The organism is Elioraea sp. (assembly GCF_022842375.1).
Taxonomy (GTDB): domain Bacteria; phylum Pseudomonadota; class Alphaproteobacteria; order Acetobacterales; family Acetobacteraceae; genus Elioraea_A.
On the sequence record NZ_JALHPR010000011.1, the window covers coordinates 14,712 to 40,834 of the forward strand.

Genomic DNA, 26,123 nt, shown 5'->3' on the forward strand with positions numbered 1-26,123 from the left:
CCCGCCTTGTGAGCGTCCTCCTCTTCAGCGTCACCACCATCCTCTGGTCGTTGGGATGGACCGTGATCACGCTCCAGATCGCGATCGCCCCGGCCGGGCCGGCCGTCGTGTGGCGGCTGCTGCTCGCCGGCCTCGTGCTCCAGGCGTGGCTGCGCGGCACGGGGCGGCACAAGGGCTTCGCGAGGCGCGACCTGCCCTTCGTTGCCATCCAGGGGCTCGGGCTGTTCGCGATCAACAACCTCGTCTTCTACGAGGCGGTGGCCTTCATCGCCTCCGGCCTCGTCGCGGTGATCGTGGCGATGGTCATCCCGCTGAACGCCGTCGGGCTCAGGCTCGCGTTCGGCCTGCCGATCAGTGCGCGCGTCATCGCCGGTGCGGCGGTGGCGGCGTGCGGCCTCGCCCTCGTCTTCGCGCCCGAGTGGGGTGTGCTCGCTGAGGGGGGCGCCTGGCGCGGCGTCGGGCTTGCCGTCGCCGGGTCCTGCGTGGTCGCGGGTGCGAACATCGCCGCGGTGCGCAACGCCCGCGCGCGCCTGCCGACGCTCGCCGTGATTGCCGATGGGCTGATCATCGGCGGCGTGTTCGCCGCCATCGTCACCCTGCTGCGCGGCCAGTCGCTCGCCATCCCGCTGGACGCGACCTGGCTCGGCTCCCTCCTGTTCCAGGCCTTCCTCGTCTCGATCCTGTCCTTTTTCTGCTACTTCACGTTGCAGACACGCATCGGTGCGGACCGCGCTGCCTATGTGCTCGTTGTCGTCCCGGTGTTGTCGTTGGTGATGTCATCGCTGATCGAGGACTACCGGTGGTCGCTGCTCGCGGTGCTCGGCGCCTCGCTCGTCGCGGCCGGCAACGCCATCGCGCTGATGCCACGGCGACGGTGAGCGAAGCGCCTATGCCGTTGACAGGGGCGCGAGGGCGGCTTCACACTGATCGTAAGCATACAAACGATCTGCCGGCCTAACCGGTGTGTCAGGGATGTTGTCTGGGACGTTGGCACGGACGTTGTCGGGGACGTTGTCAGGGGAACTGGGGGCTCGCAGTGCTTGAATGGTCTGCTGTTCACCGCATCATCGGCGCGGCACTTGCCGAGGATATCGGCGCGATCGATCTCACCAGCGAAACGGTCATCCCGGCCGAGGCGCGCGCCACCTTCGTGATGCGCACGCGTGAGCGCATCATCGTCTGCGGCGTTCCGGTGGCCGAAGCCGTGTTCCGCACCCGCGCGCCCGCCTGCGGCTTCGAGGCGGGGGCCGCCGAGGGCTCCGTCGCCGAGCCCGGAACGGTGCTGGCCACCGTCACCGGCCCTGCCCGCGCGCTGCTGACGGCTGAGCGGACCGCGCTGAACCTGCTCTCGCACATGTCGGGCATCGCCACGTTGACGCGCCGCTACGTCGATGCGATCGCCGGCACGAAGGCCGTGCTGGTCGACACGCGCAAGACCACGCCGGGGCTGCGCGCGATCGAGAAGCACGCAACCACGGTGGGCGGGGCGCGCAGCCACCGCATCGACCTCGCTGGCGGCATCATGATCAAGGACAACCACATCAGCGTTTCGGGCAGCATCACTGCTGCCGTCGCGCGCGCCAAGGCGGCGGCACCGCTGCTGACCAAGATCGAGGTCGAGTGCGACAGGCTCGACCAGGTGGCCGAGGCCGTGGCGGCCGGGGCCGACGTGATCATGCTCGACAACATGAAGCCGCCGATGCTGGCCGAGGCCGTGGCGATGGTCGCCGGCCGCGTGCCGCTCGAAGCCTCAGGTGGCGTGAACCTCGACACGATCCGCGCCATTGCGGAGACCGGGGTGGATTTCATCAGCGTCGGGCGGATCACCCAGGGTGCGCCGGCCGTCGATATCGGCCTCGACGCGACGATCGAAGTCTGAGCGGGGCGAGGTCTGGGATGGGCTCGGTCTGCGTCTTCGCCTCTGCCAATGACACGTTGCCCGCCGGCTTGCGCGACGCGGCCGAGGCGGCGGGTGCCGGCATTGCGCGGCTCGGCCACACGCTGGTCTATGGCGGCTCCTCGCGCGGGCTCATGGGTGCTGCCGCACGCGGCGCGGTGGCCGGCGGCGGGCGTGTCGTCGGCGTCATGCCGCGCCACCTTGCCGGGCGCGAGCGTGCCGCCATCGACATCGCCGAGATCCACCTCGTCGATACGCTATCGGAACGCAAGCAGCGCATGGCGGACTTGTCCGACCTCTTCCTCGTCCTGCCCGGCGGCGTCGGCACGCTCGACGAGGCGCTCGAGATGATCACCTGGTTCGACGTCGGCCTCTCGCGGAAGCCGACATTGTTCGTCGACGTCGACGGGTTCTGGCAGGATTTTGCGGCGATGATGGCGGGGCTTCGCGCCCGCGGCGTGCTGCGCCCCGACATCGACGGTGCGTGGCGGTTGCTGCCTGACATCGATACCGCCCTTGAAGCTGTCGCGACCTGGTTCGCGCCGCGCGCGGCGTGAGCCCAAAACAGGGAGACTGATCATGGTGCCGGAAAACCTCGTTGGGCTGAACGTGGCGGGACTGAAACGACGCCTGGTGCTCGGCGCGGCCGTGGCCGCGCCGGCGGTGATTGCCGCGCGCGGACTGTCCGCTCAGGAGACGCTCAGGATCACGCTGGCCGGCGGGTCGGTCGGTGGCGCGTGGAGCGCGATCGGCAACGCCATCGGAGAGAGCATCCGCCGCGCCGTGCCGGGCAGCGCCTTCAGCTACGAGCCGGGCCGGGATGCGGCGAACGTCCTGCTCGTCTCGCAGGGGCGGGTGCAGCTCGGCATCGCGCACGCCCAGATCGCGCTGCGCGCGATCAAGGGAGAGCCACCCTTCGACCGGGCGATGCCGAACATCCGCGCCGTCAGCCTGATCGACAGCGAGGCGGCCTGGCAGGCGCTGGTGCGCGAGGGCGCGCCGGTTTCGAGCCTCGAGGAGATCGCGCAGAAGCGGGCGCCCGTGCGCGTCACGGCCAATCTCCGCGGCACGCTGATGGCGCTCGCGACCGAGGAGGCCTTCGCCGCAGCCGGCGCGCCCTTTGCGCAGGTCGAGCGCTGGGGCGGCAAGACGCACTACATCGCCTGGAACGATGCGCTCGACATGCTGAAGAACAACCAGGCCGACATCATCACCAACGTGGTCGACTTTCCCTCGCGCCAGGTGATCAACGCCACGCGCGACCTGCCCGTGCGCTTCCTGAAGATGGGGCCCGAGGTGATCGCGCGCGTGAACACCCGCCTCGGCTCGACACCGGTCACGATCCCGGCAGGTAGCTATCCGTTCCAGCCTGACGCGATCGATACGTTCCGCGCCCATGTCGTGCTGCTCGCCTCGTCCGACCTCGCCGACGACACGGTCGAGACGATCGTCAAGGCGATGATCGCCAATTTCGATTCGATCAAGCGCAGCCACGCGACCATGGCGCGGCTCGAACCGAAGGCGCTGCCCGATGCCGGCGGCGTGGCGCTGCACGCAGGCGCGGCGCGCGCCTATCGCGCCGCGGGCCTGCTCAGCTGAGCGCAGCGGGGCGCGTCATCGCCCTCCTCGGCCCCGGCAGGTCACGCACCCTGCCGGGGCCAGAGGCCGTCGTCGCGCGCGTCATCGGCACGGGGCTCTCGGCCTGGATGCTAGCGCTCGCGCTCGGCTGGGAGAGCGATCGCAACGCGACCCTCTTTGCCTTCCTCGGCGCCGTGCTGGCACTCGGCTTCCTCACCGTCACCGGCAACGGGGTGCGGCAGACGGGCCGGTCATGGTTCGCCAACACGCTCGCGGCACTCTCGATCGCCGCGTGCGGCTACTTCGTCTGGATGGCGCCCGTCCATGCGCTGCGCTGGCCGATGGTCAGCCCGCTTTCGACGACCGACATGACGGCGGCGATCCTGCTCTGCCTGCTGGTGCTCGAGGCGACGCGGCGGACGATCGGCCTCACCCTCTGCATCCTCGTCGCGGGGTTCCTGGCCTATGCGGTCTGGGGTCATCACGTTCCCGGATCGTTCTCGCACCGGCCGCTCAGCATCACCGAGATCGTCGATCACCTGGCCTTCACCACGAACGGGCTGATCGGGCCGGCGCTCTCCGTCGCTGCCTTCCTCGTCTTCGTGTTCGTGCTGTTCGGCGCGATGCTCGACAGGCTGGGCGGCGGCGATTTCTTCCATGATCTCGCAAGCGCGCTGGTGGGCCGCCAGGCGGGGGGGCCTGCCAAGGTGGCGGTCGTGTCGTCCGCGATGTACGGCACCATCTCGGGCTCGCCGACGGCCGATGTGGTGACGACGGGAAGCCTCACCATCCCGATGATGAAGCGCCTCGGCTACTCGCCGGCCTATGCCGGCGGGGTCGAGGCGGCGGCGTCCGCCGGGGGCGCGATCCTGCCGCCCGTGATGGGATCCGCTGCGTTCCTGATGAGCGATTTCACCGGCATTCCCTATGCCGACATCGCCCTCTCGGCGATCACCACCGCACTGCTCTACTACGTCGCGGTGTTCTACCAGGTGCATGCCCGCGCCGTGCTCGACGGGCTTGGCGGATTCGCGGAAGCGGGGCCGCGCATCGCCCTGGTGCTGCGCCGCGGCTGGTGGTTCCTCATCCCGATCGGCGCGATGGTGTGGCTCGTCGTGTCCGCCGACAGGCCGGTCTATGGCGGCGGCATCGCCGTGGTGCTGATCGCCGCACTTGCGTTCGTGATGATCCGCGAGCCCGTGCGCGTGATCGGGCTGCTGCTCGACGCCGCACAGGATGGCGCGCGGCGTGCGGCACCCGTCGGCATCGCCTGCGGCGTGGCGGGGCTCGTCGTGGGCACGCTCACCATCACCGATCTCTCGGGCAAGTTCAGCTCGCTGCTGTTCGGGTTCGCGCCTGACCAGTTGCTGTTCGTGATGATGATCACCGCGGGCGTGACGCTGCTGCTCGGCATGGGCATGCCGACGCCGGCCGTCTACGTGCTCGCCGCTGTGCTCGCCGCACCGGCAATGATCAGCCTCGGCGTGCCGGTGCTCGCCGCGCATCTTTTCGTCGTCTACTACGCGTCGATGAGCGCGATCACCCCGCCCGTCGCGGTCGCTGCCTTCGCTGCCGCCTCGATCGCGCAGGCCGATCCGATCCGCATCGGGTTCATCGCCTGCCGGCTCGCGATCGTCGCCTTCGTGCTGCCGTTCTGCTTCGTGTTCCGCCCCGCGCTGCTGCTGGCCGGTGATCCGCTCGATGCCATCTGGGCGGTCGCCGTCACCTTCATCGGCGTGATCGCTCTGGCCGCCGGGCTCGAGGGGTGGCTCGGCCGCCGTCTCACGGCTGGGCAGCGTGCCCTGCTGGTCGGAGCCGGCCTGACGCTAGTCGCGCCAGACTGGCGGGCCGATGCGGCGGGGCTTCTCCTGTTCGCGCTCGCCGCCGCCTGGGTCAGGTTCCGCCGGGAGCCGGTTGCCGCCTGATCCGCCTGGACCATGGGCTGGACATGGGCGCCCGCTGCACATCGTGTTAGACGCCAGGGAGCGACCCGGGAGGCAAGATGCCGCGCAGCGACCTCTACCCTGACATTGCCCCGTTCGACAGCGGCTACCTGCCGCTCGACCACGGCCACACGATGTACTGGGAGCAGGTGGGTCATGACGCGGGCCTGCCGCTTCTGTTCCTCCACGGCGGGCCCGGGGCAGGGGCGGGGGCGGTGCATCGACGCTTCTTCGACCCGCGGCGCTTCAAGGTCGTGATCTTCGACCAGCGTGGCTCTGGGCGGTCACGCCCCCTCGGCAGCATCGTCGCCAACGACACGCAGCGGCTGGTCGAGGATATCGAGCGCCTCAGGGCGCATCTCGGCATCGAGCGCTGGCTCGTGTTCGGCGGCAGCTGGGGCTCGACGCTCGGCCTTGCCTACGGCCAGGCGCACCCCGATCGCGTCACCGGCTTCGTGCTGCGCGGCATCTTCCTCGGGCGGCGGCGCGAGATTGCCTGGTTCATGGAAGGGCTCGCCCGCTTCTTCCCCGAGACATGGGGCGCGTTCGCGCGCCATGCGGGCGTGGCGGAGGGTGACGGACAGGCGCTGCTCGATGCCTATCGGCGCCTGCTCGATGACCCCGACCCGAAGGTGCATCTCCCCGCCGCGCGGGCCTGGAGCACCTACGAAGGCTCATGCAGTACGCTGGTGCCAAGCCCGGAGACGGTGGCTTCCTTCGCGGAGGACCGCACCGCCCTCGGCCTCGCGCGGATCGAGGCGCATTATTTCGCGCATGACCTGTTCCTGCCCGAGGGTGGCCTGCTCGGGGGAATGGGCCGGATCGCGCACCTGCCGGCCGAGATCGTGCAGGGCCGCTACGACATGATCTGCCCGCCGGAGAGCGCCTTCGCGCTGGCCGAGACCTGGCCGATGGCGCGGCTGACGATGGTTCCCGATGCGGGGCACTCGGCGCTCGAACCAGGCATCCGCACGGCCCTGCTCGCCGCGGTGGAGCGGATCAGGCCGCTCGACGTCCGCAGCATGGTCGGCTGAGGGGGCACAGGTCAGGGATGCACAGCCGCGGCCGGCTGTGCTACCGAACGCGCTGCGTCCTCGTAGCTCAGCTGGATAGAGCACAGGATTCCTAATCCTGGGGCCGTGGGTTCGAATCCCGCCGAGGACACCACGCGCGATCCGTTGAAGCGTCTCAATTGTTGAGCGCCTGACATCCTCGTGATTTCCGTGGGGCCCAGGCGCAGTCGGCGCGCCTCCAGCGCCTGATTTGCATCGCTCGCCGCGCGCACGAGCGATGCGGGTCAGCCCAGGTATGATCAGCTTCAGCTGATCATACGATGGCGTGGGCTCCCGCCACACGCGGTGCGCCGTTCGTACTCCGAGAAACAACCTGGGCGCGATAAAGCGTTAGGTGGAACAACCTGCGTTCTGTTGCCTTGGTAGAAATACTGAGGCATTCGGACCGAATAGTGGGCTGCGATCAGTCCCGCGCTTACTGTACGATGCGCTATGCATGGAAAGACGATCATGGCATCCAGTGCCAGAGACGCGAGACCACTGAGAGCTTTTCTCGGAGGCGCGAGTATCGGCGCGGCGCTTGACACCGATCAATTCAAGAACTTTCTTGACCATATTCCCTTCGCGATCGCCGTTGCCGCGTTGCGCCCGCATGAGCGCGTCATCTACGCCAATCTCGAATTCGAACGGCTCTCCGGGCAGTCCGTTGTCGAGTTGCAGGGCCGCCCCTGGAGCGATCTGAAGGCCATTGCCAGCGCCAACGGCGATGACCGCCGCCTCAGCGACGCCATCACCGCGGGTGGGGACCGTATAGGCAGATTTCACCTGGTCCCGGACGGTGCCGAAGAAGAGCTCATCTTCGATGCCTGGTCGAACATCATCGAGGACGAGCACGGAACGCCAATGTTCCGCCTCGTGGCACTCGCGGCGGTCACCCCCCGAACTCAGTCCGAAGACGAAGCCATTGAAGCGCGCGCCCGGGAAACGGACCTGCAGCTGCGCGAGCTGCAGCACCGCGTGAAGAACAACCTCCAGCTGATCACCTCTCTGATCAGGATGGAGGGCTACAGGGCGAGAGATGACGAGACGGGCCAGTGCTTCGACCGGCTGGCCGGGCGTGTCTACGCGCTGGCCCTGCTCTACGGCTCGATGTCAGAAGACACGCGCGACCACTGCGTCGATCTCGGCGCCTACCTCAGCCAGATCGCCTCGGCTGTCATGCAGGCCCATGCGGTGGAGGGAATTCGCCTCGACCTCAAGGTGGATTCCTGGCCGGTTTCGATCAATGTCGCGATGCCCACGGGCCTCGTGGTGAACGAGGTCCTGACGAACGCGCTGAAGCACGCCTTTGTCGGCCGCACAGGCGGCACCATCACGTTGCACAGCCTGGTCGATCCCGACGGCTGCGAGGTCTCAATCACGGATGATGGCATTGGCCTGCCGCCGGGCACGACCTGGCCCAGTCCCGGGCGCCTGAGCATGCTGATCGTGCAGTCGCTGCGGGAGAACGCAGGGGCGAAGGTCAATGTCGAGTCCTCATCCGAGAGCGGCCTGCGGGTGACGATCCGCTTCATGCGGGAGGATGCGGCGCCCGAAATGCCGGAGCGCTAGGCAGCGCCCCCTCGTCTTCCCGACTGATGCCGGCGGCCGTCACGGCATGACGGCGACGCGCAGCGCGTTCGTCGTGCCCGCCGTGCCGAAGGGCACGCCGGCGATCACCACCACCTCGTCACCCGTCTTCACGAAGCCCTCCTGCGCGGCGATGCGCAGGCTCTTGGAGACAGTTTCCGTCATGGAATGAACGTCGGCCGTCACGACGGGATGCACGCCCCACACGACCGCCATGCGCCGCGCTGTCTCGGGGCTGGGTGTGAGGCCGAGGATCGGCGCCTCCGGGCGCTCGCGCGCCATGCGAAGCGCGGTCGACCCGCTCATGGTGAAGGTGGCGATCACCTCGGCCTCGATGGTCGAGGCAACCTGGCGGGCAGCGGCGGTGATCGCATCGGCCGTGCGCCGCTCGGGCGGGTTGCGCGTGGCCTCCACGATCTCGCGCCAGGTCGGGTCGGCTTCCACGCGGGAGACGATGCGGTCCATCATCGCCACCGCCTCGCGCGGGAACGAGCCCGCGGCACTTTCTGCCGAGAGCATCACAGCATCGGCGCCGTCGAACACGGCGGTCGCCACATCGGAGGCTTCCGCGCGCGTCGGCGTGGGTGCGGAGATCATGCTTTCCAGCATCTGCGTCGCGACGACGACGGGTTTGCCCAGGCGCCTGCACGTCTTGACGATGCGCTTCTGCGCCAGCGGCACGGCTTCGGGCGGAAGCTCGACGCCGAGGTCGCCGCGCGCGACCATCACGCAATCGGACAACGCAATGATCTCGTCGAGCGCCTCGAGCGCCGAGGGCTTCTCGAGCTTCGACATGATCCACGCCCGGTCGCCGATGATCTTGCGCGCCTCGATCACATCCTCGGGCTTCTGCACGAAGGAGAGGCCGACATACTCGATGCCGTGCTCGAGCGCGAAGGCGAGGTCGCGCCGGTCCTTCTCGGTCAGCGCCGGAATGGGCAGCGTGACGTCGGGCACGTTCACGCCCTTGCGGTCCGACACCGCACCGCCGACGACCACTTCGGTCTCGAGATGATCGGCCCTGGCGCGCACCACGCGCAGCCGCACCTTGCCGTCATCGATCAGCAGCGACGAGCCGATCTGTGCCGCGGCGATGATCTCGGGGTGGGGGAGGGACACGCGGGAGCGATCCCCCGGCACGGGGGAGAGATCGAGGCGGAACGATTGCCCGGTCTGCAGCTGCACGCGACCGCCGCCGAAGGTGCCGACGCGAAGCTTCGGCCCCTGCACGTCAGCCAGCACGCCGATCGGGCGGCCGGCGCGCTTCTCGAGCGCGCGGATGGCGTGCAGCCGCGCGAGATGGTCCTCGTGGCTGCCATGGCTGAAGTTCAGGCGGAACACGTCAGCGCCCGCATGGAACAGCGCCTCGATCACCTCGGGCGTCGAGCTCGCCGGCCCGAGGGTCGCGACGATCTTGGTGCGGCGGTGGCGCCGCAGCGCGGGTTTCTGTCGCATGCTTCTGCTGATCCTGTCCGGAACCTACTTGGGGGCGATGAGGATGGCGCGGATGTCGTTCACGTTGGTCAAGGTCGGGCCGGTGACGACGAGGTCGCCGAGGGCCGCGAACAGGCTGTAGCTGTCGAAGCCGGCCGCGAGTGCGGCAGGGTCCAGGCCCGCGGCACGGGCGCGGGAGAGGGTGTCGGGGGTGACGACCGCGCCGGCGGCATCCTCCGTGCCGTCGATCCCGTCCGTGTCGCCGGCGATCGCCCAGATGCCGGGCGTGCCCTTCAGCGCGAGCGCGAGGCCGGCGAGGAAGGCCGTACTTCGCCCGCCACGGCCCGGTGTTGCGTTGCCGATCGTCACCGTCGTCTCGCCGCCCGACAGCAGCACGCAGGGTGGTGCTGCCGGCATGCCATGCCGCGCGGCCGACGCAGCGATGCCGGCCATCACCGTGCCCATCACGGCACTTTCGCCCTCCAGCGCGTCGCCGAGGATCAGCGGCGCGAGGCCGTGCGTGCGCGCGGCGGTGGCGGCGGCTTCGAGCGCCATCCGCGGTGTCGCGATCAGGGTGAAGGTTGCGTTGGCGAGCCGCGCGTCGCCGGGCTTCGGCGTCTCCTCTCCCGCCGCGGCGAGGTGGGCGGCGACGGCCTCGGGCAGCGTGATGCCATACTTGGCGACGATCCCCTGCGCATCGGCGAAGCTCGTCGGGTCGGGCACGGTGGGGCCGGAGGCGATCACGGCAGGGTCGTCGCCCGGCACGTCGGAGATCGCGAGCGTCACCACCCGTGCGGGCGCCGCCGCGGCGGCAAGCCTGCCGCCCTTGATCGCCGAGAGGTGCTTCCGGAGTGCGTTCATCTCGCCGATCGTCGCCCCCGAGGCGAGCAGCGCGCGGTTCACCGCCTGCTTGTCGGCGGCCGTCAGCCCGGGGGCGGGGAGGGACATGAGCGCCGATCCGCCGCCTGAGATGAGCGCGATGACGAGATCGTCGGCCGTGAGGCCGCTGACGGCGGCGAGGATGCGGGCGGCTGCCTCCTCGCTCCGCGCATCGGGAACGGGGTGGCGTGCCTCCAGCACCGTGATGTGCCGCGTCGGCACCGCATGCTCGTCGCGCGTGACGACGACACCCGAAACCGGGCCGTCCCAGCTCTGCTCCAGCACCGCCGCCATCAGGGCGGCCGACTTGCCGGCGCCGACCACGATGGTGCGCCCGCGCGGGCGCGCGATGCCGGCAAGCGCCTTCGGCAGGACGACCCGTGGATCGGCCGCGGCGACGGCGGCATCGAAGATCGCCCTCAAGGCGGCGCGCGCCGCCTCGTCTGTCCACACCACGCCGTCCGTCCTCCCCTGTCCGCCGGAACCTACCGAAGGGCGGCGCGGAGTATGGCGAAGAGCGGGCGGCAGCGCCATGTTGGGAGGGAAGGTTGGACAGGAGAGACGTGATGGCCACACCGGAGTTCGACGAGGCAACCCGCACGGCCATGGAGGCCGCCGCGTTCCGCAGGCTCGTGCAGCATTTCCGCGAGCGCAGCGACGTGCAGAACATCGACCTGATGAATCTCGCCGGGTTCTGCCGCAACTGCCTCTCGAAATGGTACCGCGCCGCTGCCGAGGAGAAGGGCCTGGCGCTGACCTATGACGAGGCGCGCGAGATCATCTACGGCATGCCGTACAAGGAGTGGCAGGCGCAGCACCAGAAGGAGGCAAGCCAAGAGAAGCTCGCTACTTTCGCCGCCGCCGCGCCGAAGGACCATTGATCGACGCGGGGGCGGGCACGGCCAGCCCACCCCCGCCCGTTTACCCCTAGGCGGCCCTGAGGCCGCTGACGAAGCCGCCGACATCGGCGCCGAGCCTGTCGGCGCTGCGGCGCAGCGCCGCGGCACTCGTGACCACCGACGAGGTCGTGCCCGCGACGCCGTTGGCCGCTTCGCTCACCCTGGTCGCTGCCTCCGCGGCCGAACCCGTGCTCGCCGCCGTCTCGCCCACCGTGCGCGCGATCTCGGCCGTCGCCGCCCCCTGCTGTTCCATCGCCGCGGCGATGGCGGCGATCGTCGCGTTGATCGAGGCGATTGTCTCGCGGACGGCGCCGATCGCACCCACGCTCTGTTCCGTCGCCCCCTGCATCGCGCCGATCTGGCGGCCGATCTCCTCGGTCGCCTTCGCCGTCTGGCTTGCGAGGTTCTTCACCTCGCCGGCGACCACGGCGAAGCCCTTGCCCGCCTCGCCGGCGCGTGCCGCCTCGATCGTGGCGTTCAGCGCAAGCAGGTTGGTCTGCGCCGCGATGTCGCCGATCAGGCGGACGACATCGGCCACCTCCACGGCGGTGGTGCGCAGCGTGCCGATGGCGGCGACGGCGGCATCGGCCTCCGACACGGCGCGGTTCACGGTCGCGGCACTCTCGTTCGTGCGGCGGCCGATCTCGGCGACGGTCGCTGCCAGCTCCTCCGTGCCCGCGGCGATCGAGGCGGTGCGGCTGTTCGCCTCCCCGACATGGCTCGTGATCGCCTCCGCCCGCTCGGCCGCGACACCGACATCGCGCTCGAGTGCCGAGGCGCCCGCCTCGAGGCTGCCGACGATCGCGCCGAGATCGGCCGTGATCGTCTCCATCGCGGCGGCGAAGCTTGCGGTGCGCGCCTCATTCGCCCGACGCCCGGCCTCGCGCGCCTCTGCCTCTGCCGCTGCCGCGGCGTCCGCCGCGCGCTTCTCGATCATCGCGACGCGGAACGCCTCGGTCGTGCTCGCCATGGCGCCGATCTCGTCGCGGCGTGCCGTGTCGCCGACGGGTGTGTCGAGCTGTCCCTGCGAGAGGGTGCTCATTGTCCTGCCAAGCCGGCCGATCGGCGCGGCGATGCCACGGGCGACGACGATGCCGATGACGACCGCAAGCAGCAGCGCTCCGAGCGATGCGGCGCCGATCAGCCACGTCATGCGCGCGAGCAGCGCCTCGCCGGCGGAGATGTCGACCAGCACGGCCATCACGGCCGGGCTCGGCCCATCCGTCACGCCGGGGCTGCGCAGCGGCAGGAGGGAGACGAGGTGCGGCACGCCCTTGATCGTGGCAGCGACGGTTGCCGGCGTACCGCGATGGGCCGCATCCAGCATCGCCTTGGGAACGACGTCCGCCGCGAGGCCCTCGATCGTGCTGCCCCGCACCTGGCCGCCGGCCAGGAAGGCGATGTCGGCGCCGACGCTGCGCTTCAGCGCCGCGGTCGTGTCCTGGCGGAGGATGGCGCCGACCTTCACCGTGCCCACCACGCGCTCACCCACCCTGAGCGGAACAGTGCCATCGAGCGCTGTCTCGCCGCTCGATGCCGAGGTCGAGAGCATGCGGGCCGAACGGCCATCCAGCGCGGCCCTGACCTCTGGCGCGGTGGCCTTGTTGTCGCCGAACCTGTCGGGGTTGTGGCCGCGCATCGAGACGACGCCGCGCGCGTCGGTCGCCTCGACCGTCCGCACCGAGGGATCGACGCCGTTCAGCGCACGCTGCGCCTCGACGAGGATCTGCCGCAGTGCTGCCCTGTCATCCGCCGCCGCTGCCGCGGCCAGGTCGCCCCGGAGCTGGAGCGAGGCCGCATAGGCCGCCATCCGCGTCGTGATGTCGGTGACCGCTCCCTGTGCCAGCGCGCTGCGACTTTCGAGAAGCTCCCTCCCATCCTCGGCCACCTGGCCGCGCACCACTGTGATCGCCACGGCGGCGCCGAGCGCGGTCGCGAGGGCAGCAGGGATAACGCCCAGCAGGATCATGCGCTGGCGGAGGCTCAGGCTGAGGGGCATGGGGTATGTCCGTTCTTGACGTGCGATAAGCGCAAAGTTGTCGCATCTGGCTTAACCGATCGTTGCCGCGGTGCCCCACGCCTCGCTCTTGCGGCCCCCGGCCGGCACCGCTATCCCTCCCGCCCCCCTGCCCAACCGCTGACGGAGTGCTCCCATGGCCAAGGCCGCCGAGAAGCCCGCAGACGACCAGACCTACGGCATCGCGGCAGACCGGCTTCGCAGCCTGGTCGAGCGCATCGAGCGGCTGGAGGAGGAGCGGAAGGCGCTGGCCGGCGACATCAAGGACATCTACGGCGAGGCGAAGTCGGCCGGGTTCGACGTGAAGGTGCTGCGCCAGATCATCCGGCTTCGGAAGCAGGACCAGGCGGAGGTGGAGGAACAGGAAAGCCTGCTCGACCTCTACAAGCGCGCGCTTGGGATGGGCTAGGCCACCGGCAGATACACTCAGGCCAGGCCGTCGAACCACGTCTTCCACGCCGGCACTGCCGTCGCGAAGGTGCCGCGGTGGCTCGTCGGGCCGGTCGAGACGGCCTCGACCTTGTCGTTGCCCATTGCCTGCTGGAACGTCATCGCCAGCCGCCCGATGCCCTGGCGGATCGCCTCGTCGCTCTCGCCGTAGTGGTTCCGCACGGGCGTGCGGATGATCCAGCGATAGCCGTGGTTGGCGGCCATCTGCCGGCCGAAGGCGGATGTCTCGAAGAAACGCGGGTCGAAATACTCATCCGCGATCAGGCTGCGCAGGTCGGTCGGGATCTTTGACGGGTCGACGGCCTGGCCTTCATAGGCCTGACGGCAGATGTCGTAGTAGGCAGGCTTGAGCATCGACCGCGCGAGGCCCGGCAGGGCGTAATAATTCTCGAAGGAGAACGACGTGAGGATGAACAGCGTCGTGATCCAGGATGCGTCATTCGGGCGTGGGAAGTTGAGGAAGCCGGAGAGCGCCACGAAGGGGTCGATCGGCGCGCTCGCGGTGGCCGCGGCGGTGACCGGCAGGCCGATCGCCTCGAGCCGCTCGAGCATCGTCATCGTCACGTAGCCGCCCTGCGACCAGCCGGCGAGGAACAGGCGGCTGTCCGACAGCCGGTTCGCCGCGAGCACGGCGCGGGCGGCGGGAATGAGATCTGCCGTCGCCTGCTGGTGGCTCGCCTTCACCATGTAGCCCTGCGGCTCGGTCGACTCCCCCATGCCGACATAGTCGGCGCCGATCACCGCGTAGCCCTGCCCGGCGAACTGCGCGATCATCAGCTGCGTCTCGGGTGACTGCTCGGGGAACGAGGGAACCTGCTGTTTCCCGTACACCGTGCCGTGCTGGTACGAGACGAGGGGCAGCGTCGTCGCGTCCGTTTCCGGGATGGCAAGGAGGCCGGTGAGGGTCACGGGCCTGTTCCCGCGCTCCGGCACGACCGACGGATAGCTGACGCGGTAGAGTCGCACCGCGTTGCGCGCCGGCGTGTACGTCACCGGGATGCCCGAGAAGGCGGGCGTGTCGGTGGCCAGGATGCGGTTCAGCCGCGCGACATCCCAGCGCGCGATCTGGCGATAGGTGACGCTGCCGCCTGCCTGCTGCGCAGGCGCTGTCGGCGGGGGAACCTGCTGGGCAGCGGCGGGCGTGGCGGCGAGCGCCATCGCGCCGAGCGTCAGGCCGGTCACGGCACGCGCTGCCTGCCGGCGATCGATGGCATGCGGTGGCTGGTCGTCGCTCATGTCGCCGTCGTTCCCTCCCGGCTGCAAGCCCGGCGGTAGGCCCGGCGCGCTGGGCACCGTAGCGGGAGAACATTGACGAACGACCACCGGCGCTAGCCTCGGTACATCCCCTCCACCATCGCCGCATGCTCGCGCAGGATGATCTGGCGCCGGATCTTCTGCGTGCTCGTCATCAGCCCGTTCTCGATCGTGAAGGCCGGCACGGCGCGCCAGAAGCGAATGCGCTCGGTCACGGTCAGCGCCCGGTTCGCGTCATCGACGGCGCGTGCGACCTCCTTCTCGTCGCTTCCCTCCGCCGCCACGATCAGCGCCACGAGATGGGCCCGGCCGTCGCCGGCCACCACCACCTGGGCGATCGCCCCCTGCTGCGCGAGGATGCCCTCGACGCGCGCCGGGCTCACCATGTCGCCGCCGGTGGTCTTGATGATCTCGCGCTTGCGGTCGGTGATGCGGAGATAGCCGTCATCGTCGAGCGAGCCGACATCGCCGGTGTGCAGCCAGCCATCGCGGATCGCCTCCGCCGTGGCCGCGGGGTTGTTCCAGTAGCCCTGCATCACGAGGTCGCCGCGCACCAGGATCTCGCCATCCTCGGCGATGCGCACCTCGACGTTGGGCAGCGGCAGCCCGACCGTGTCGATCCGGATTCCCCCGGGCGGGTTGGCCGAGATCACCGGCCCCGCCTCGGTCTGCCCATAGCCCTGCATGATCGGGATGCCGAGGGCGAGGAAGAACCCGCCGACATCGGGGTCGAGCCGGGCGCCGCCGCTCATGATGCCCTTCAAACGCCCGCCGAAGCGGGCGCGCACCTTCCGTCGCACCAGCCAGTCGAGCGCCACGTCGGCGAACCAGCCGGTCGGCCCCAGGCTCTGCCCGCGCACCTTCCTGGCCCCGAGGGCAAGGGCTGCGACGAACAGGTCACGCTTCCATTTCGGCTCGCGCTTCACCCCGGCGAGGATGCGCGAGCGGATCACCTCGAACAGCCGCGGCACGGCCGTCATCACCGTCGGCCGCACCTCCATCATCTCGGGCGCGATCCTGTCCGCCCCCGAGGCGTAGTAGACCTGCGTGCCGATGGAGAGGAGGAAGAACTGCCCGCAGGTATGCTCGTAGCTGTGCGAGAGCGGCAGGAAGGAGAGGTAGGTCTCGTCGCGGAGGTCGAGCGGCTTGAGCAGCTCCCACGCCCCCTGGCAATTCGACAGCAGGGCGCGGTGCGGCAGCATGACGCCCTTCGGCGCCCCGCCCGTGCCGGAGGTGTAGATCAGGCACGCCGTCTGCTCCGGCGGGATGGCGAGCACCTCATCGCGGAAGCCAGGCAGCGGCGGCCGCGCCGTCGCCTCCTGCCAGCCGAGCACGCGCACGCCGGGGATGTCGCCTGCATCCTCCATCGCGACGACAAGGTCGAGGCCGCCGCCGCGCTCAGCGGACAGCGTGGCCCCCTCCATCAGCCGCCCCGCGAGCGCCTTGGTCGAGACCACCGCCGCCCGTGCCCCGCTGTCGGCCAGCACATGGGCGATGTCGGCGGCGGTGAAGGTGGTGTAGGCGGGCACCGCGACGCCGCGGATCGACATGATGGCCAGGTCGGCGATCGGCCATTCCGGCCGATTCTCGGCCAGCAGCAGCACGCGGTCACCAGGGCCGACGCCGGCCTCGCGGAGCGAGGCGGCGAGCCCCGCGGCGGCCTGGCCGAGCTCGATCCACGTGGTCGGCTGCCAGGTCTCGCCCGATTTCGCCCAGACGGCCGGCCTGTCGCGCCATTCGAGCGCGCGCGAGAACATCATCACCGGCAGGTTCGGCCAGGTGGGATAGCCGTCGCCGGCCAGGAATTCCGCACCGAACCCGGCTTCGTTCGGGAAACCCCGGCTGCCGCCCTGCTCGTCATTCGACACTGCCACGCTGGTCCATCCCCCCCGATTGTCGTTCCTGCGCCCATCGCTCGCGCGGTTGTGCGCATCGCGCCGCCGGCCTTGGTGGCATCCCGTCAGTCCGGACCCAGTCCAATCCCAGTCGCGGAGCAGTCCAGAAGCGAGGCGAGGGCGCGTCGTCTCAACTTGCCCCAGGCTCTTCCGGTGCCATATCCCTCATCGTTGCCACAAGGCCAGGGCAACCCAGAGTTAGGAAACAATCGTGCCCGACGCCACTCGCGATCCGAATTTCCCGATCACCACCGCGCCAGATGCGCCCGCAGCCGCCGCCATTACCTCAGCCGGGGTCGAACAGCTCCCCTCCTGGGACCTGTCCGACCTTTACCCTGGGCCCGATAGCCCTGCCGTCGCCACCGATCTCGACAAGGCAGAGGCGGAGGCCAAGGCGTTCGCGGCGAAGGTGAAGGGCAGGCTCGCTTCCCTGTCGGGTGCCGACCTCGCTGCCGCGATCGAGGAGTATCAGGGCATCGAGGAGACGTTGGGCAAGGTGATGTCCTACGCCCAGCTCCTGTTCGCCGAGGACGCGACCTCGGCCGAGATCGGGAAGTTCTACCAGGGCTGCAACGAGCGGGTGACGACGATCAGCTCGCACCTGATCTTCTTCTCGCTCGAGCTGAACCGGATCGAGGACAAGGTGCTCGAGGCGAAGCTCTCGGCCGCCGCGCTGGCCCGCTTCCGCCCGTGGCTGCGCGACCTTCGCGTGTTCCGCCCCCACCAGCTCGCCGATGAGCTCGAGCGGCTGCTGCACGAGAAGGAGGTCACCGGGCGCTCGGCCTGGAGCCGCCTGTTCGACGAGACGATGGCAGGGCTTCGCATCACCATCGACGGCGAGGAGCTGACGCTCAGCCACGCGCTGAACCGGCTTTCGGATCATGACCGGTCCCGCCGCGAGGCAGCGGCCAAGGCGATCGGGGCGACGCTTGCCGGCAATGCGCGCCTCTTCGCGCTGATTACCAACACGCTCGCCAAGGACAAGGAGATCATCGACACCTGGCGCAGCTACGGGAAGCCGGAGAGCTTCCGCAACCGCTCCAACATGGTCGAGGACGAGGTCGTCGAGGCCCTGGTCTCCGCCGTCACCGCCTCGTTCCCGCGCCTGTCGCACCGCTACTACGCGCTGAAGGCGCGCTGGCTCGGCCTCCCCAAGCTCGAGTACTGGGACCGCAACGCCCCGCTGCCGGAGGATGACGATACGCTCATCTCATGGCCCGATGCGGTGGCGCGCGTGCGCTCGGCCTATCGCGGCTTCTCGGGCGAGCTCGCCGATGTCGGCGACAAATTCTTTACGGGGCCGTGGATCGATGCGCGGCTGAAGCCCGGCAAGGCCTCGGGCGCCTTCGCGCACCCGACCGTTCCTTCGGCCCACCCCTACCTGTTGCTGAACTACCATGGCCGCGCGCGCGATGTGATGACGCTCGCCCACGAGCTCGGCCACGGGGTGCACCAGGTTCTCGCGGCACCGAACGGCTACCTGATGTCGGGCACGCCGCTGACGCTCGCCGAGACGGCGTCGGTGTTCGGCGAGATGCTCACCTTCCGCGCCATGCTCGACGGCGAGACCGATGCCCGCCGCCGCCGCGTGCTGCTCGCCGGCAAGGTCGAGGACATGCTGAACACGGTGGTGCGGCAGATCGCCTTCTACCGGTTCGAACAGCGCGTGCACGCCGAGCGCCGGAACGGTGAGGTGACGCCCGATGCACTCGCCGCGATCTGGATGGAGATGCAGACCGAGAGCCTCGGCCCCGCCTTCACCTTCGCCCACGACTACCGGATGTACTGGGCCTATATCCCCCACTTCATCCATACGCCCTTCTACGTCTACGCCTACGCGTTCGGCGATTGCCTGGTCAACGCCCTCTACGGCGTGTTCCGCGATGGCCATCCGCGCTTCCAGGAGAAGTATCTCGACCTGCTGCGCGCGGGCGGAACCAAGCGCCACAAGGAGCTGCTGGCTCCCTTCGGCCTCGATGCGTCCGACCCCGCGTTCTGGAACAAGGGGCTCGACGTGATCAGCGGCTTCATCGACGAGCTCGAGGCAGCGATGCCTTCCCAGAGCTGACGGAGAGCATTGCAGGATGGCAACGGAAGAAGCCTCGATCTTCGGCCAGCTTCGGCGCGTGGTGCGCACCTCCGGCGCTGTCGGCGGCATCGCCGCACGCGTGGCGGGTGAGCGCCTGTTCGGCGTCAAGACCGATCGGGTCGGGCATGCGGAGGACCTGAAGGCCGTGCTCGGCGGGCTGAAGGGCCCGCTGATGAAGGTCGCGCAGTTCCTCTCGACGATCCCCGATGCGCTGCCCGCCGAATACGCCGCCGAGCTTGCGCAGCTTCAGGCCAACGCGCCGGCGATGGGCTGGCCCTTCGTGAACCGCCGCATGCAGGCCGAGCTCGGTCCGCAATGGAGCACGAAGTTCGCGAGCTTCGGCCGCGAGGCGGCGGCCGCGGCCTCGCTCGGCCAGGTGCATCGCGCGACGCTGCCCGATGGCCGCGCCGTTGCCTGCAAGCTGCAATACCCGGACATGGCGAGCGTGGTGGAAGCCGATCTCCGGCAGCTCAAGCTCGCGATGGCCGTCTACAAGCGGATGGACAACGCCATCCAGCAGGACGAGATCTACAAGGAGTTGACCGAGCGGCTGCGCGAGGAGCTCGACTACGCCCGGGAGGCGGCGAACATGCGCCTCTATGGCGCCATGCTCGGGGGCGAGCCGAACGTGCACGTGCCGGTCCCGATCGAGGGCTACTGCACGACGCGGCTTCTCACCATGAACTGGCTCGAAGGCCGCGCGCTGATGCGCAGGCTCGAGGAGGATCCGCCCCAGGCGGAACGGAACGAGATCGCATTGAACCTGTTCAAGGCGTGGTACGTTCCCCTCTACCGCTACGGCGTCATCCACGGCGATCCGCATCTCGGCAACTACCAGGTGCGCGGCGATGGCGGGGTGAACCTCCTCGACTATGGCTGCATCCGCGTGTTCCAGCCGCACTTCATCCGCGGCGTGATCGACCTCTACGAGGCGGTGCGCGACAAGGACGAGGACAAGGCCTACCACGCCTACGAGACCTGGGGCTTCACCAACCTCGACCGCGAGAAGATGGCGGTGCTGAACCTCTGGGCCGAATTCCTCTACGAACCGCTGATGCAGGACCGCGCACGCCGCATCCAGGAGAGCGACGATCCGCAGTTCGGCCGCCGCGTCGCCGAGGAGGTGCATGCCGGCCTCAAGCGGATCGGCGGCGTCAAGCCGCCGCGCGAGTTCGTGCTGATGGACCGTGCCGCGATCGGGCTCGGCAGCGTGTTCCTGCGGCTGGGGGCGGAGCTGAACTGGCACCGCATGTTCCACGACCTGATCGCTGATTTCGACCCAGCGACGATGGCCGCACGCCAGCAGGCCGCACTTGCGGGCGCCGGAGTGCCGGCTGCGGCCTGAGGCGTTGTTGCGCTGCTGCCTGGGGCGTCAGCCGCGTTTCCACTTGATGCTGCAGCCGATGCTCGCGTGCTGCGGGGCGGGGATCGGCTTGCCGGCGGCGACGGCCTTCATCGCCTCGAACAACTCGCGCCGCGCACCCGGCACCACGGCGGTGCGCGAAGCGTCAAGCCTGCCGCGATAGGCGAGGCGCGCGCTCGCATCGAAGCCGAAGAAGTCCGGCGTGCACACGGCACCATAGGCGCGCGCGATGTCCTGCGACGGATCATGCAGGTAGGGGAAGGGAAGGCCTGCGTCTCGCGCCAATCGCTGCATCGCTGCGAATCCGTCCTCGGGATAGGCATCGCCATCGTTGCTGCAGATGCCGGCGAAGCCGACCCCGATGGCGGCAAGGTCGCGCGCATCGCGGATCATCAGGTCGAGCACCGCCTTCACATAGGGGCAATGGTTGCACATGAACACGATGGCGGTGCCGCGCGGGCCGGCAATGTCGGCCAGGCGGAGGCTGCGCCCGTCGGTCGCCGCGAGGAGAAAATCGGGCGCGATCAACGCCGGAGCGCCGCTTCCTGGCCTGATCGTGTCCACGTCCGCGAGTGTCATGGCTTGCCTCCTGCGATGCGCGCGCGCAGCATAGTGGAAACCGGGTTGCGCTGCTGCCCGGAAATGCAACCGTGACGTCAACTGGCAGAATCCGGGGGCTTAGCTACGATGGCCGCACCGCACGGCGCCGACGCCGCCATTCCGCATGAGGCGGCATCTCTCGCCGACCGTGCCGCGCTGCTCGGGCGCACGCCACTGCTCCGCCGCCTGCCCGCCGAGGCGCTGACGCGCCTCGCGGGCTTCGCGCATCTCCGCCCCATGGCGAAGGGCGAGACGCTGTTCAGGCGCGGCGACCCGGGCACAGGGCTGCTCGTCGTCGTGAAGGGACGGATCCGCGTGTCGGTTCCGTCGAGCGAGGGGCGCGACGGGGTGCTGAACCTTGTGCGCGGCGGCGAGGTGGTGGGCGAGATCGCATTGCTCGATGGCCATGCGCGGACGGCCGACGCGGTGGCCGACACCGACGGCGAGGTCATGCTGCTCGAACGGCGCGACATGCTGCCGCTGCTTGCCGAGAACGGCACGCTCGCGCTCGCGCTGATGGAGGTGTTGTGCGAGCGGCTGCGCCAGACCTCGGCGCAGGTCGAGGCGCTGATGTTCCAGGAGACGGGGCCGCGGATCGCCCGTGCGCTGCTCCAGCTGTCGGCCGTGCAGCGGCTGACCTCCGTGGCGGTGACGCAGAAGCAGCTTGGCGAGATGGCCGGCACCTCGCGCGAGAGTGCCAACCGCACGCTGAAGGCGTGGGAGGCACGCGGCCTCGTCACCCTCGTGCCCGGCCGCGTGACGCTGCGCGACGAGGCGTCCATCCGCAGCCTCGCCGAAGGCGGTCGCGACCCAGGCTAGACTCCAGGTTCAGACCTTCGTTCCCGCCTTCTCCTCCGCGGCGAGCTCGCGCTGCAGGAAGTAGTTCAGGAACGTCCGGATCGCGGCGACGGCGGCGAGCTTGCCGACCTGCTCCCAGTCCGGCGAGATCGCCGTGCCGACGATATCGGCCGCAAGCTGGAATTCGAGGGCGAGCGAGAGGCCGCGCGCGAGCCCGATCCGCGATGCCGCGGCTCCGCCGCCGGGCAGCACGAGGCGCGCGAGCGCGATCGCCACCGCAACGAGCACGATCCCGACACTCACCCCCTCGATTCCGAGCTTGAGCCATGAGGCAGCGGCGACCACCACGGCTTCGAGGGCTTCCGGCATTGCGTGGCTGTCCATTGCCGATCGATACCTTCAGCCAGCGTGCCGTTTGGGAGCCCTACTCATCCTGACGTTGCACGCGGCAACGCGCCGCCCGCCCGACAGCATGAGACCCGCGAGCCGTTCCGCCCCCGCACCGGCGGTGAGCGCAAGCGCGAGGGTTGCCCCGGTGGCGAGCCGAAGCCGCGGCAACACGATGCCATCGCGCCCATCGAGTGTCGCGATGCCGTGCGCGAGGGTGAAGGAACTCGCCCCGAGTGCGCCCGTGAGTGCCGTGACGGCTGCCTCTCCCTTCGCCTCATCGCGTGTGCGCAGCGCTGGGTCGAGCGCCTCGTCGGCCGTGCCGGCATAGGGGCGCTCGCGCATGCCCCAGGGCCCTTCGTAGAGTGCTGCGCGGTTGAGCGGCAGTGCCTGTGCCGGCAACACCAGCCTGAGCGTGCGCGCGCCGGTCGCGCGCAGCACGAGCCCATCCTCATCCTCGCTGCCGGTGACGAGAAGCCGAAGCCGCGTGCCGGCCCCGGCCGTGCGCGCCGTGGCAAGCGAGCGCACGGCGGTATTGTTCCGCGCCGGCATCGGTTCGTCGGCGCTGAGCGGATCATCGGGGCTGTCGAGCGTGGCGAGCAGGTGCGGCGTCGCCGGATCGGGCTTGGTCCAGGCGATTGTCACGTTCGATTGCGTGCGCGCCTGGACGTCGCCGAGCCTGGCCTCGCCGATCAGGGTGAACAGGCCCGGCCGGTCGCGGGTCGGCGGCGTGGCCGCGAGCAGCGGCGGGGCCGCCCAGAGCAGCAGGCGCGCATCGCGGGCCGGCGCATCGCCACGGTTGCCGTAGCGCACCGTGACGACGAGCGGTCCCTCCGCGGCACCGAGGTCGGTCACCGGGCGCCCCTTCTCGTCCGCGAGCGTGATCGCGGGGCTGGCGCAGAGGTCCTCCGCCACCAGAGGCTCCGCGCCCGTATCGCCGGCGTTTCGTTGCAGCCAGAGATCGGCCCCGATCGCGTCCGTGTCGGCTGCGACCATCGCGGCAATGTCGAGCGCGCCGTAGCCTGCCGCCGGGTCCCAGCCGGACGCATCGGGCCCTGGCGCCCCTGCCGGCAGCACGAACCCGTCGCGGCTGGCCGTCTCGCACAGCACCTGGCGGATATCGGCCGCTGCCGGCGCAAGGCCTGTCGCGGCATGGATGCGCTCGCAGTAGAGCGCCGCGGCACCAGCGACCTGCGGGGCGGCGAAGCTCGTGCCGCCGCCCGACGCAACGGGCGAGGCGCCGGTGATCAGGCCGCGCATCGAGGGTGCGGTGACGAAGGCGCCGATCGCGGCGATCTCTGGCTTTGGGAAGCTGTCCCCGCGCACGGGGCCGCGGCCGGAATAGTCCGAGACCGTCATCATCTGCCCAAGCGGCCTGGCATCGAGCGAGGCGACGGCAAGCACCCGGCGCGCGGTCGAGGGAACGTTCAGCGTCGTTCCGCCAGCGATCCCATCGGCCCCGGGTGTGCCGAGCCAGCGGCGGAGCGCGCGGTTGTTGCGGTCGACCCAGCCATGCACCTCGCCACGCGCCGCATGCACGGTGAAGCGCCACGTGCCGCGCGGCAGCGTCATCCCAGGGGCCGGGCGCAGCGTGAGCGAGAGGCACCATGGCCCCCCCGGCTCAGGCCCGAGCCGTGCTTCGGCCGTGAAGCCCGCGGGCAGGACGGGTGGGGTGACCGGGACCGCAACGGTCCCGTCCGACTCGCGCACGGTGACGGGGCCGATCGTCCGCGCGGCGAGGGTGCCCGTGATGGTCACGGCAGCAGGGCCGGCGCAGTCGAACCAGAGCTCGGCGGTCTCGGCGAACAGGCAACCCGGCGCGAACTCGAGCGCCAGCCCGACATCCCGCGTCGTGCCGTCATCGGACACCACCGCGTGCGCCGGCATCGGCACGGGCGGGGTACCGGCAAACCGCAGCAGGTGCTCATTGCCGGCCGCGACGACGAGGGCGCGGCCAGGCAGCAGGAGCAGCGCATCGAGGAACTGCTCGCCGAGCAGGTCGCCGTCATGCGGGCCGAGATTGTCGCCGTTGGAGAGGTTCACCACGACACCGGCGAAGGGGACGAGGGGTGTTGCGGTGGCGAACAGGTCGGCCACGCCGGCCAGCATCGCCGCCTCGTTGCCGAAGCGTCGTTCGTCCTGCCCGGCCGCCGCGACGAAGGCGAGCGTCGCCTCGGGTGCGATGCCAGGCAGCGTGCGCGCCGGCAGCAGGCCCCCGCCCGCAGCGACGCCGGCAACTGCGCTGCCATGCGTCTGCAGCACACGGCGCTCGCCCGCTGCGGTCGGCGCAAGCGGCAGGTCGCGCGCGCGGACGAGATGGTCGAGCGCGCCGGTGGGCGGTGCTCCGCCAGCGAGGCCGGCGATCGCCGCATCGATCTCGGCGCGTTCGTAGCGCGCGCCGATGGCTGGCGCGCCGGGAATCGCCCGTGGCGGCAATGAGAGATCGTGCAGCCAGGCAAGCCGCGTCGTTCCGTCCGCGTTGCGGAAATCGGGGTGCAGCACGTCGATGAAGGTGTCGACCACCCCGATCATCGTGCCCGCGCCTGTCAGCCCACCCGCGGCCATGCCGTGCGGCGGAAGCGCGTGCACCCGCGCGACCTCGACGGCTGTGGCCGCCGCCTGCCACGTACGCCCAGGCTCGGCGCGCACGGTGGCAGGGTGCTCGAGCACGCGCACGAGGCCGGTGACGTTGACCCAGGCGACGAAGATGTCGCCCGCCTGCGCCGCGACCTCGGCGCCGAGGGCCTCGAGTTCCGCCTTCTGGCCGAGGAAATGCAGCAGCACGCCGGCGAAGGGGCGCTGGCGGTCGAACCGCGTGACGAGGCCCTCCGCGCGCGCCTCGGCGGCACGGCGGAAGGCGAGGCGCTCGGGCGTTGCCGAGATCTTCGCCTTCCGCGCGTACTCCTCCAGTGCAGCGAGCCCCTCGCGCACCGTCTCGTCCATCGCATCGTCGGCCAGCGCATCGAGCAGGGCTGCGACACGACCGGAGAAGGACATGCTGTAGCCGCGCGCCGACACCTCGCCCGCGCGCGGCTTGCCGCGCGGCGGGACGGGTGGGACACGCCGGCGCCGAGGTCGTTGCTCCGTCTCCGTCACGTCCTTGCCGATCAGCCGCCGGCCGGGCCGGAGGCGATCGAGTGGCCGATCAGGTCACCGACGCCGGAGAGGAGCAGCAGCCTCTCGACCTTCACGTTCTCCTCGTCGAGCAGCATCGCCAGCACGGAGCGGATGCGGTCGAACCGCGCGCGATCAGCGCCCTTGGCGGCAGCGAGCGCCTTGGCCCAGGCGGTCGCGTACTGTGCCTCGGACACGGGGCGGGTGAGGCCGATGAGCAGCTTCACGCTGCGCTTGGCCTGGCCCGCGACGATGAAGGTGCCGAGATAGCGCGCGGTGCCGGCGAGCTCGCTGTCGGCGAAGAGGCCTTCCGAAATCAACTCGCCCAGCTCGGTCTCGTTGGTGCCGAGGGAGCCGTCGGGCAGCGGATCGGTCAGCCAGTCCTGCACCGCGGCCGCACCCTGCCAGGAGAGCTCAGCCGTGACGGAGACGATCGCCGCGAGCGAGCCGGTGACGGTGATGCCGCCAGCCGGTGCACCGCTGCCCTCGTGGAAGAACGGCAGCGCCGCCTCCGTGCGCACCTCGGAGACGATCTCGCCTGCCTGCGGCTCGCCGGCGCCGAGGCGGGCGAGAAGCTCGCGTGGCGTGATCCTGTCGGTCATGGTGCTGTCTCCTTCTGAGGGCTGGAAGAGCGGGTCTGCGGTGAGCCGGTGATGACGAGGCCGAGAGACATGAGCCGTGCGAGGCCGCGCGAGAAGGCGCCCTGCTCGGGCGCAGGGCCGGCAAGTCCGCGCAGCGTGGTGGCGAATTCGGCGGCGATGGCGGCGCGCGGGCGGCCGTCGCAGAGCGACAGGATGAGCCACGCTGTCGGGTTCAGCGTGTGCAGCCGCGCGCGGTCGGGGTCATAGGCGAGGCAGGTGCCCATCTCCGGCACCGGCCTCAGC

At 70.1% G+C, this 26,123-nt stretch carries 22 protein-coding genes and 1 tRNA gene; 13 read left to right on the forward strand and 10 right to left on the reverse strand.

Going from position 1 to position 26,123, the window contains the following annotated elements; all coding sequences use genetic code 11:
• Window positions 1–8 precede the first annotated feature (8 nt).
• From Q0C38_RS11260 to Q0C38_RS11295, 8 genes are all read left to right on the forward strand, one after another.
• On the forward strand, window positions 9–878 hold the full coding sequence (locus Q0C38_RS11260) for a DMT family transporter (protein WP_291297188.1): 870 nt from the start codon (window positions 9–11) through the stop codon (window positions 876–878).
• A 158-nt stretch (window positions 879–1,036) separates the two neighbouring features.
• The gene (gene nadC / locus Q0C38_RS11265) at window positions 1,037–1,879 is read left to right on the forward strand and encodes a carboxylating nicotinate-nucleotide diphosphorylase (RefSeq protein WP_291297189.1); all 843 of its coding nucleotides are present in this window, start codon (window positions 1,037–1,039) and stop codon (window positions 1,877–1,879) included.
• Window positions 1,880–1,896: 17 nt separating this feature from the next.
• Entirely contained in the window at window positions 1,897–2,454 is a 558-nt protein-coding gene (locus Q0C38_RS11270) for a TIGR00730 family Rossman fold protein (protein WP_291297190.1), read from the forward strand.
• 22 nt (window positions 2,455–2,476) lie between these two features.
• Window positions 2,477–3,496, forward strand: a complete 1,020-nt coding sequence (locus Q0C38_RS11275; protein WP_291297191.1) for a TAXI family TRAP transporter solute-binding subunit — start codon at window positions 2,477–2,479, stop codon at window positions 3,494–3,496.
• Between the two features lie 107 nt (window positions 3,497–3,603).
• Window positions 3,604–5,400, forward strand: coding sequence for a TRAP transporter fused permease subunit (locus Q0C38_RS11280; protein WP_291297192.1), 1,797 nt, complete (start codon window positions 3,604–3,606; stop codon window positions 5,398–5,400).
• A 77-nt stretch (window positions 5,401–5,477) separates the two neighbouring features.
• The gene (pip, locus tag Q0C38_RS11285; RefSeq protein ID WP_291297193.1) at window positions 5,478–6,452 is read left to right on the forward strand and encodes a prolyl aminopeptidase; all 975 of its coding nucleotides are present in this window, start codon (window positions 5,478–5,480) and stop codon (window positions 6,450–6,452) included.
• Window positions 6,453–6,508: 56 nt separating this feature from the next.
• Window positions 6,509–6,585, forward strand: a tRNA-Arg gene (locus Q0C38_RS11290).
• A 356-nt stretch (window positions 6,586–6,941) separates the two neighbouring features.
• A complete protein-coding gene (locus tag Q0C38_RS11295) occupies window positions 6,942–8,042 on the forward strand; it encodes a sensor histidine kinase (RefSeq protein ID WP_291297194.1) in 1,101 nt (366 codons plus the stop codon).
• 39 nt (window positions 8,043–8,081) lie between these two features.
• On the opposite strand, the gene pyk is transcribed toward Q0C38_RS11295, so the two are convergent.
• Complete coding sequence (pyk, locus tag Q0C38_RS11300; protein WP_291297195.1) at window positions 8,082–9,515, reverse strand: pyruvate kinase; 1,434 nt, start codon at window positions 9,513–9,515, stop codon at window positions 8,082–8,084.
• A gap of 24 nt (window positions 9,516–9,539) precedes the next feature.
• Window positions 9,540–10,829, reverse strand: coding sequence for a glycerate kinase (locus Q0C38_RS11305; RefSeq protein WP_291297196.1), 1,290 nt, complete (start codon window positions 10,827–10,829; stop codon window positions 9,540–9,542).
• A gap of 110 nt (window positions 10,830–10,939) precedes the next feature.
• On the opposite strand from Q0C38_RS11305, the gene Q0C38_RS11310 reads away from it, so the two are divergent.
• Window positions 10,940–11,254 (forward strand): DUF1244 domain-containing protein, encoded by a 315-nt coding sequence (locus tag Q0C38_RS11310; RefSeq protein WP_291297197.1) that lies wholly within the window; start codon window positions 10,940–10,942, stop codon window positions 11,252–11,254.
• A 46-nt stretch (window positions 11,255–11,300) separates the two neighbouring features.
• Here Q0C38_RS11310 and Q0C38_RS11315 read toward each other — a convergent pair whose 3' ends face one another.
• Window positions 11,301–13,271, reverse strand: a complete 1,971-nt coding sequence (locus Q0C38_RS11315) for a methyl-accepting chemotaxis protein (RefSeq protein ID WP_291297198.1) — start codon at window positions 13,269–13,271, stop codon at window positions 11,301–11,303.
• A 154-nt stretch (window positions 13,272–13,425) separates the two neighbouring features.
• Between Q0C38_RS11315 and Q0C38_RS11320 the strand changes: the two genes are divergently transcribed.
• Window positions 13,426–13,698 (forward strand): DUF2312 domain-containing protein, encoded by a 273-nt coding sequence (locus Q0C38_RS11320; protein ID WP_291297199.1) that lies wholly within the window; start codon window positions 13,426–13,428, stop codon window positions 13,696–13,698.
• A gap of 17 nt (window positions 13,699–13,715) precedes the next feature.
• On the opposite strand, the gene Q0C38_RS11325 is transcribed toward Q0C38_RS11320, so the two are convergent.
• Together Q0C38_RS11325 and Q0C38_RS11330 are read right to left on the reverse strand one after the other, a co-directional pair.
• Window positions 13,716–14,975: a S9 family peptidase gene (locus tag Q0C38_RS11325; protein WP_291297200.1), complete on the reverse strand. Its 1,260-nt coding sequence runs from the start codon at window positions 14,973–14,975 to the stop codon at window positions 13,716–13,718.
• Window positions 14,976–15,067: 92 nt separating this feature from the next.
• Complete coding sequence (locus tag Q0C38_RS11330; RefSeq protein ID WP_291297201.1) at window positions 15,068–16,867, reverse strand: long-chain fatty acid--CoA ligase; 1,800 nt, start codon at window positions 16,865–16,867, stop codon at window positions 15,068–15,070.
• Between the two features lie 232 nt (window positions 16,868–17,099).
• On the opposite strand from Q0C38_RS11330, the gene Q0C38_RS11335 reads away from it, so the two are divergent.
• Both Q0C38_RS11335 and Q0C38_RS11340 read left to right on the forward strand, forming a co-directional pair.
• Entirely contained in the window at window positions 17,100–18,956 is a 1,857-nt protein-coding gene (locus Q0C38_RS11335) for a M3 family oligoendopeptidase (RefSeq protein ID WP_408870025.1), read from the forward strand.
• A gap of 16 nt (window positions 18,957–18,972) precedes the next feature.
• Entirely contained in the window at window positions 18,973–20,322 is a 1,350-nt protein-coding gene (locus Q0C38_RS11340) for an AarF/ABC1/UbiB kinase family protein (protein WP_291297202.1), read from the forward strand.
• 27 nt (window positions 20,323–20,349) lie between these two features.
• On the opposite strand, the gene Q0C38_RS11345 is transcribed toward Q0C38_RS11340, so the two are convergent.
• Window positions 20,350–20,919 (reverse strand): thioredoxin family protein, encoded by a 570-nt coding sequence (locus Q0C38_RS11345; protein ID WP_291297203.1) that lies wholly within the window; start codon window positions 20,917–20,919, stop codon window positions 20,350–20,352.
• Between the two features lie 108 nt (window positions 20,920–21,027).
• On the opposite strand from Q0C38_RS11345, the gene Q0C38_RS11350 reads away from it, so the two are divergent.
• Window positions 21,028–21,759, forward strand: a complete 732-nt coding sequence (locus tag Q0C38_RS11350; protein WP_291297204.1) for a Crp/Fnr family transcriptional regulator — start codon at window positions 21,028–21,030, stop codon at window positions 21,757–21,759.
• A 9-nt stretch (window positions 21,760–21,768) separates the two neighbouring features.
• Here the strand turns inward: Q0C38_RS11350 and Q0C38_RS11355 are convergent, their stop codons facing one another.
• The 4 genes from Q0C38_RS11355 to Q0C38_RS11370 form a co-directional block, all read right to left on the reverse strand.
• The gene (locus Q0C38_RS11355) at window positions 21,769–22,122 is read right to left on the reverse strand and encodes a DUF1622 domain-containing protein (protein WP_291297205.1); all 354 of its coding nucleotides are present in this window, start codon (window positions 22,120–22,122) and stop codon (window positions 21,769–21,771) included.
• Window positions 22,123–22,137: 15 nt separating this feature from the next.
• Window positions 22,138–25,122 carry a S8 family serine peptidase gene (locus tag Q0C38_RS11360; RefSeq protein WP_291297206.1) on the reverse strand — a complete coding sequence of 995 codons (2,985 nt, stop codon included), beginning with the start codon at window positions 25,120–25,122 and terminating at the stop codon, window positions 22,138–22,140.
• 110 nt (window positions 25,123–25,232) lie between these two features.
• Window positions 25,233–25,841, reverse strand: a complete 609-nt coding sequence (locus Q0C38_RS11365) for a hypothetical protein (RefSeq protein WP_291297207.1) — start codon at window positions 25,839–25,841, stop codon at window positions 25,233–25,235.
• Window positions 25,838–26,113: a PqqD family peptide modification chaperone gene (locus Q0C38_RS11370; protein WP_366937258.1), complete on the reverse strand. Its 276-nt coding sequence runs from the start codon at window positions 26,111–26,113 to the stop codon at window positions 25,838–25,840. The genes Q0C38_RS11365 and Q0C38_RS11370 overlap by 4 nt, the downstream gene beginning before the upstream one ends.
• Between the last annotated feature and the right edge of the window lie 10 nt (window positions 26,114–26,123).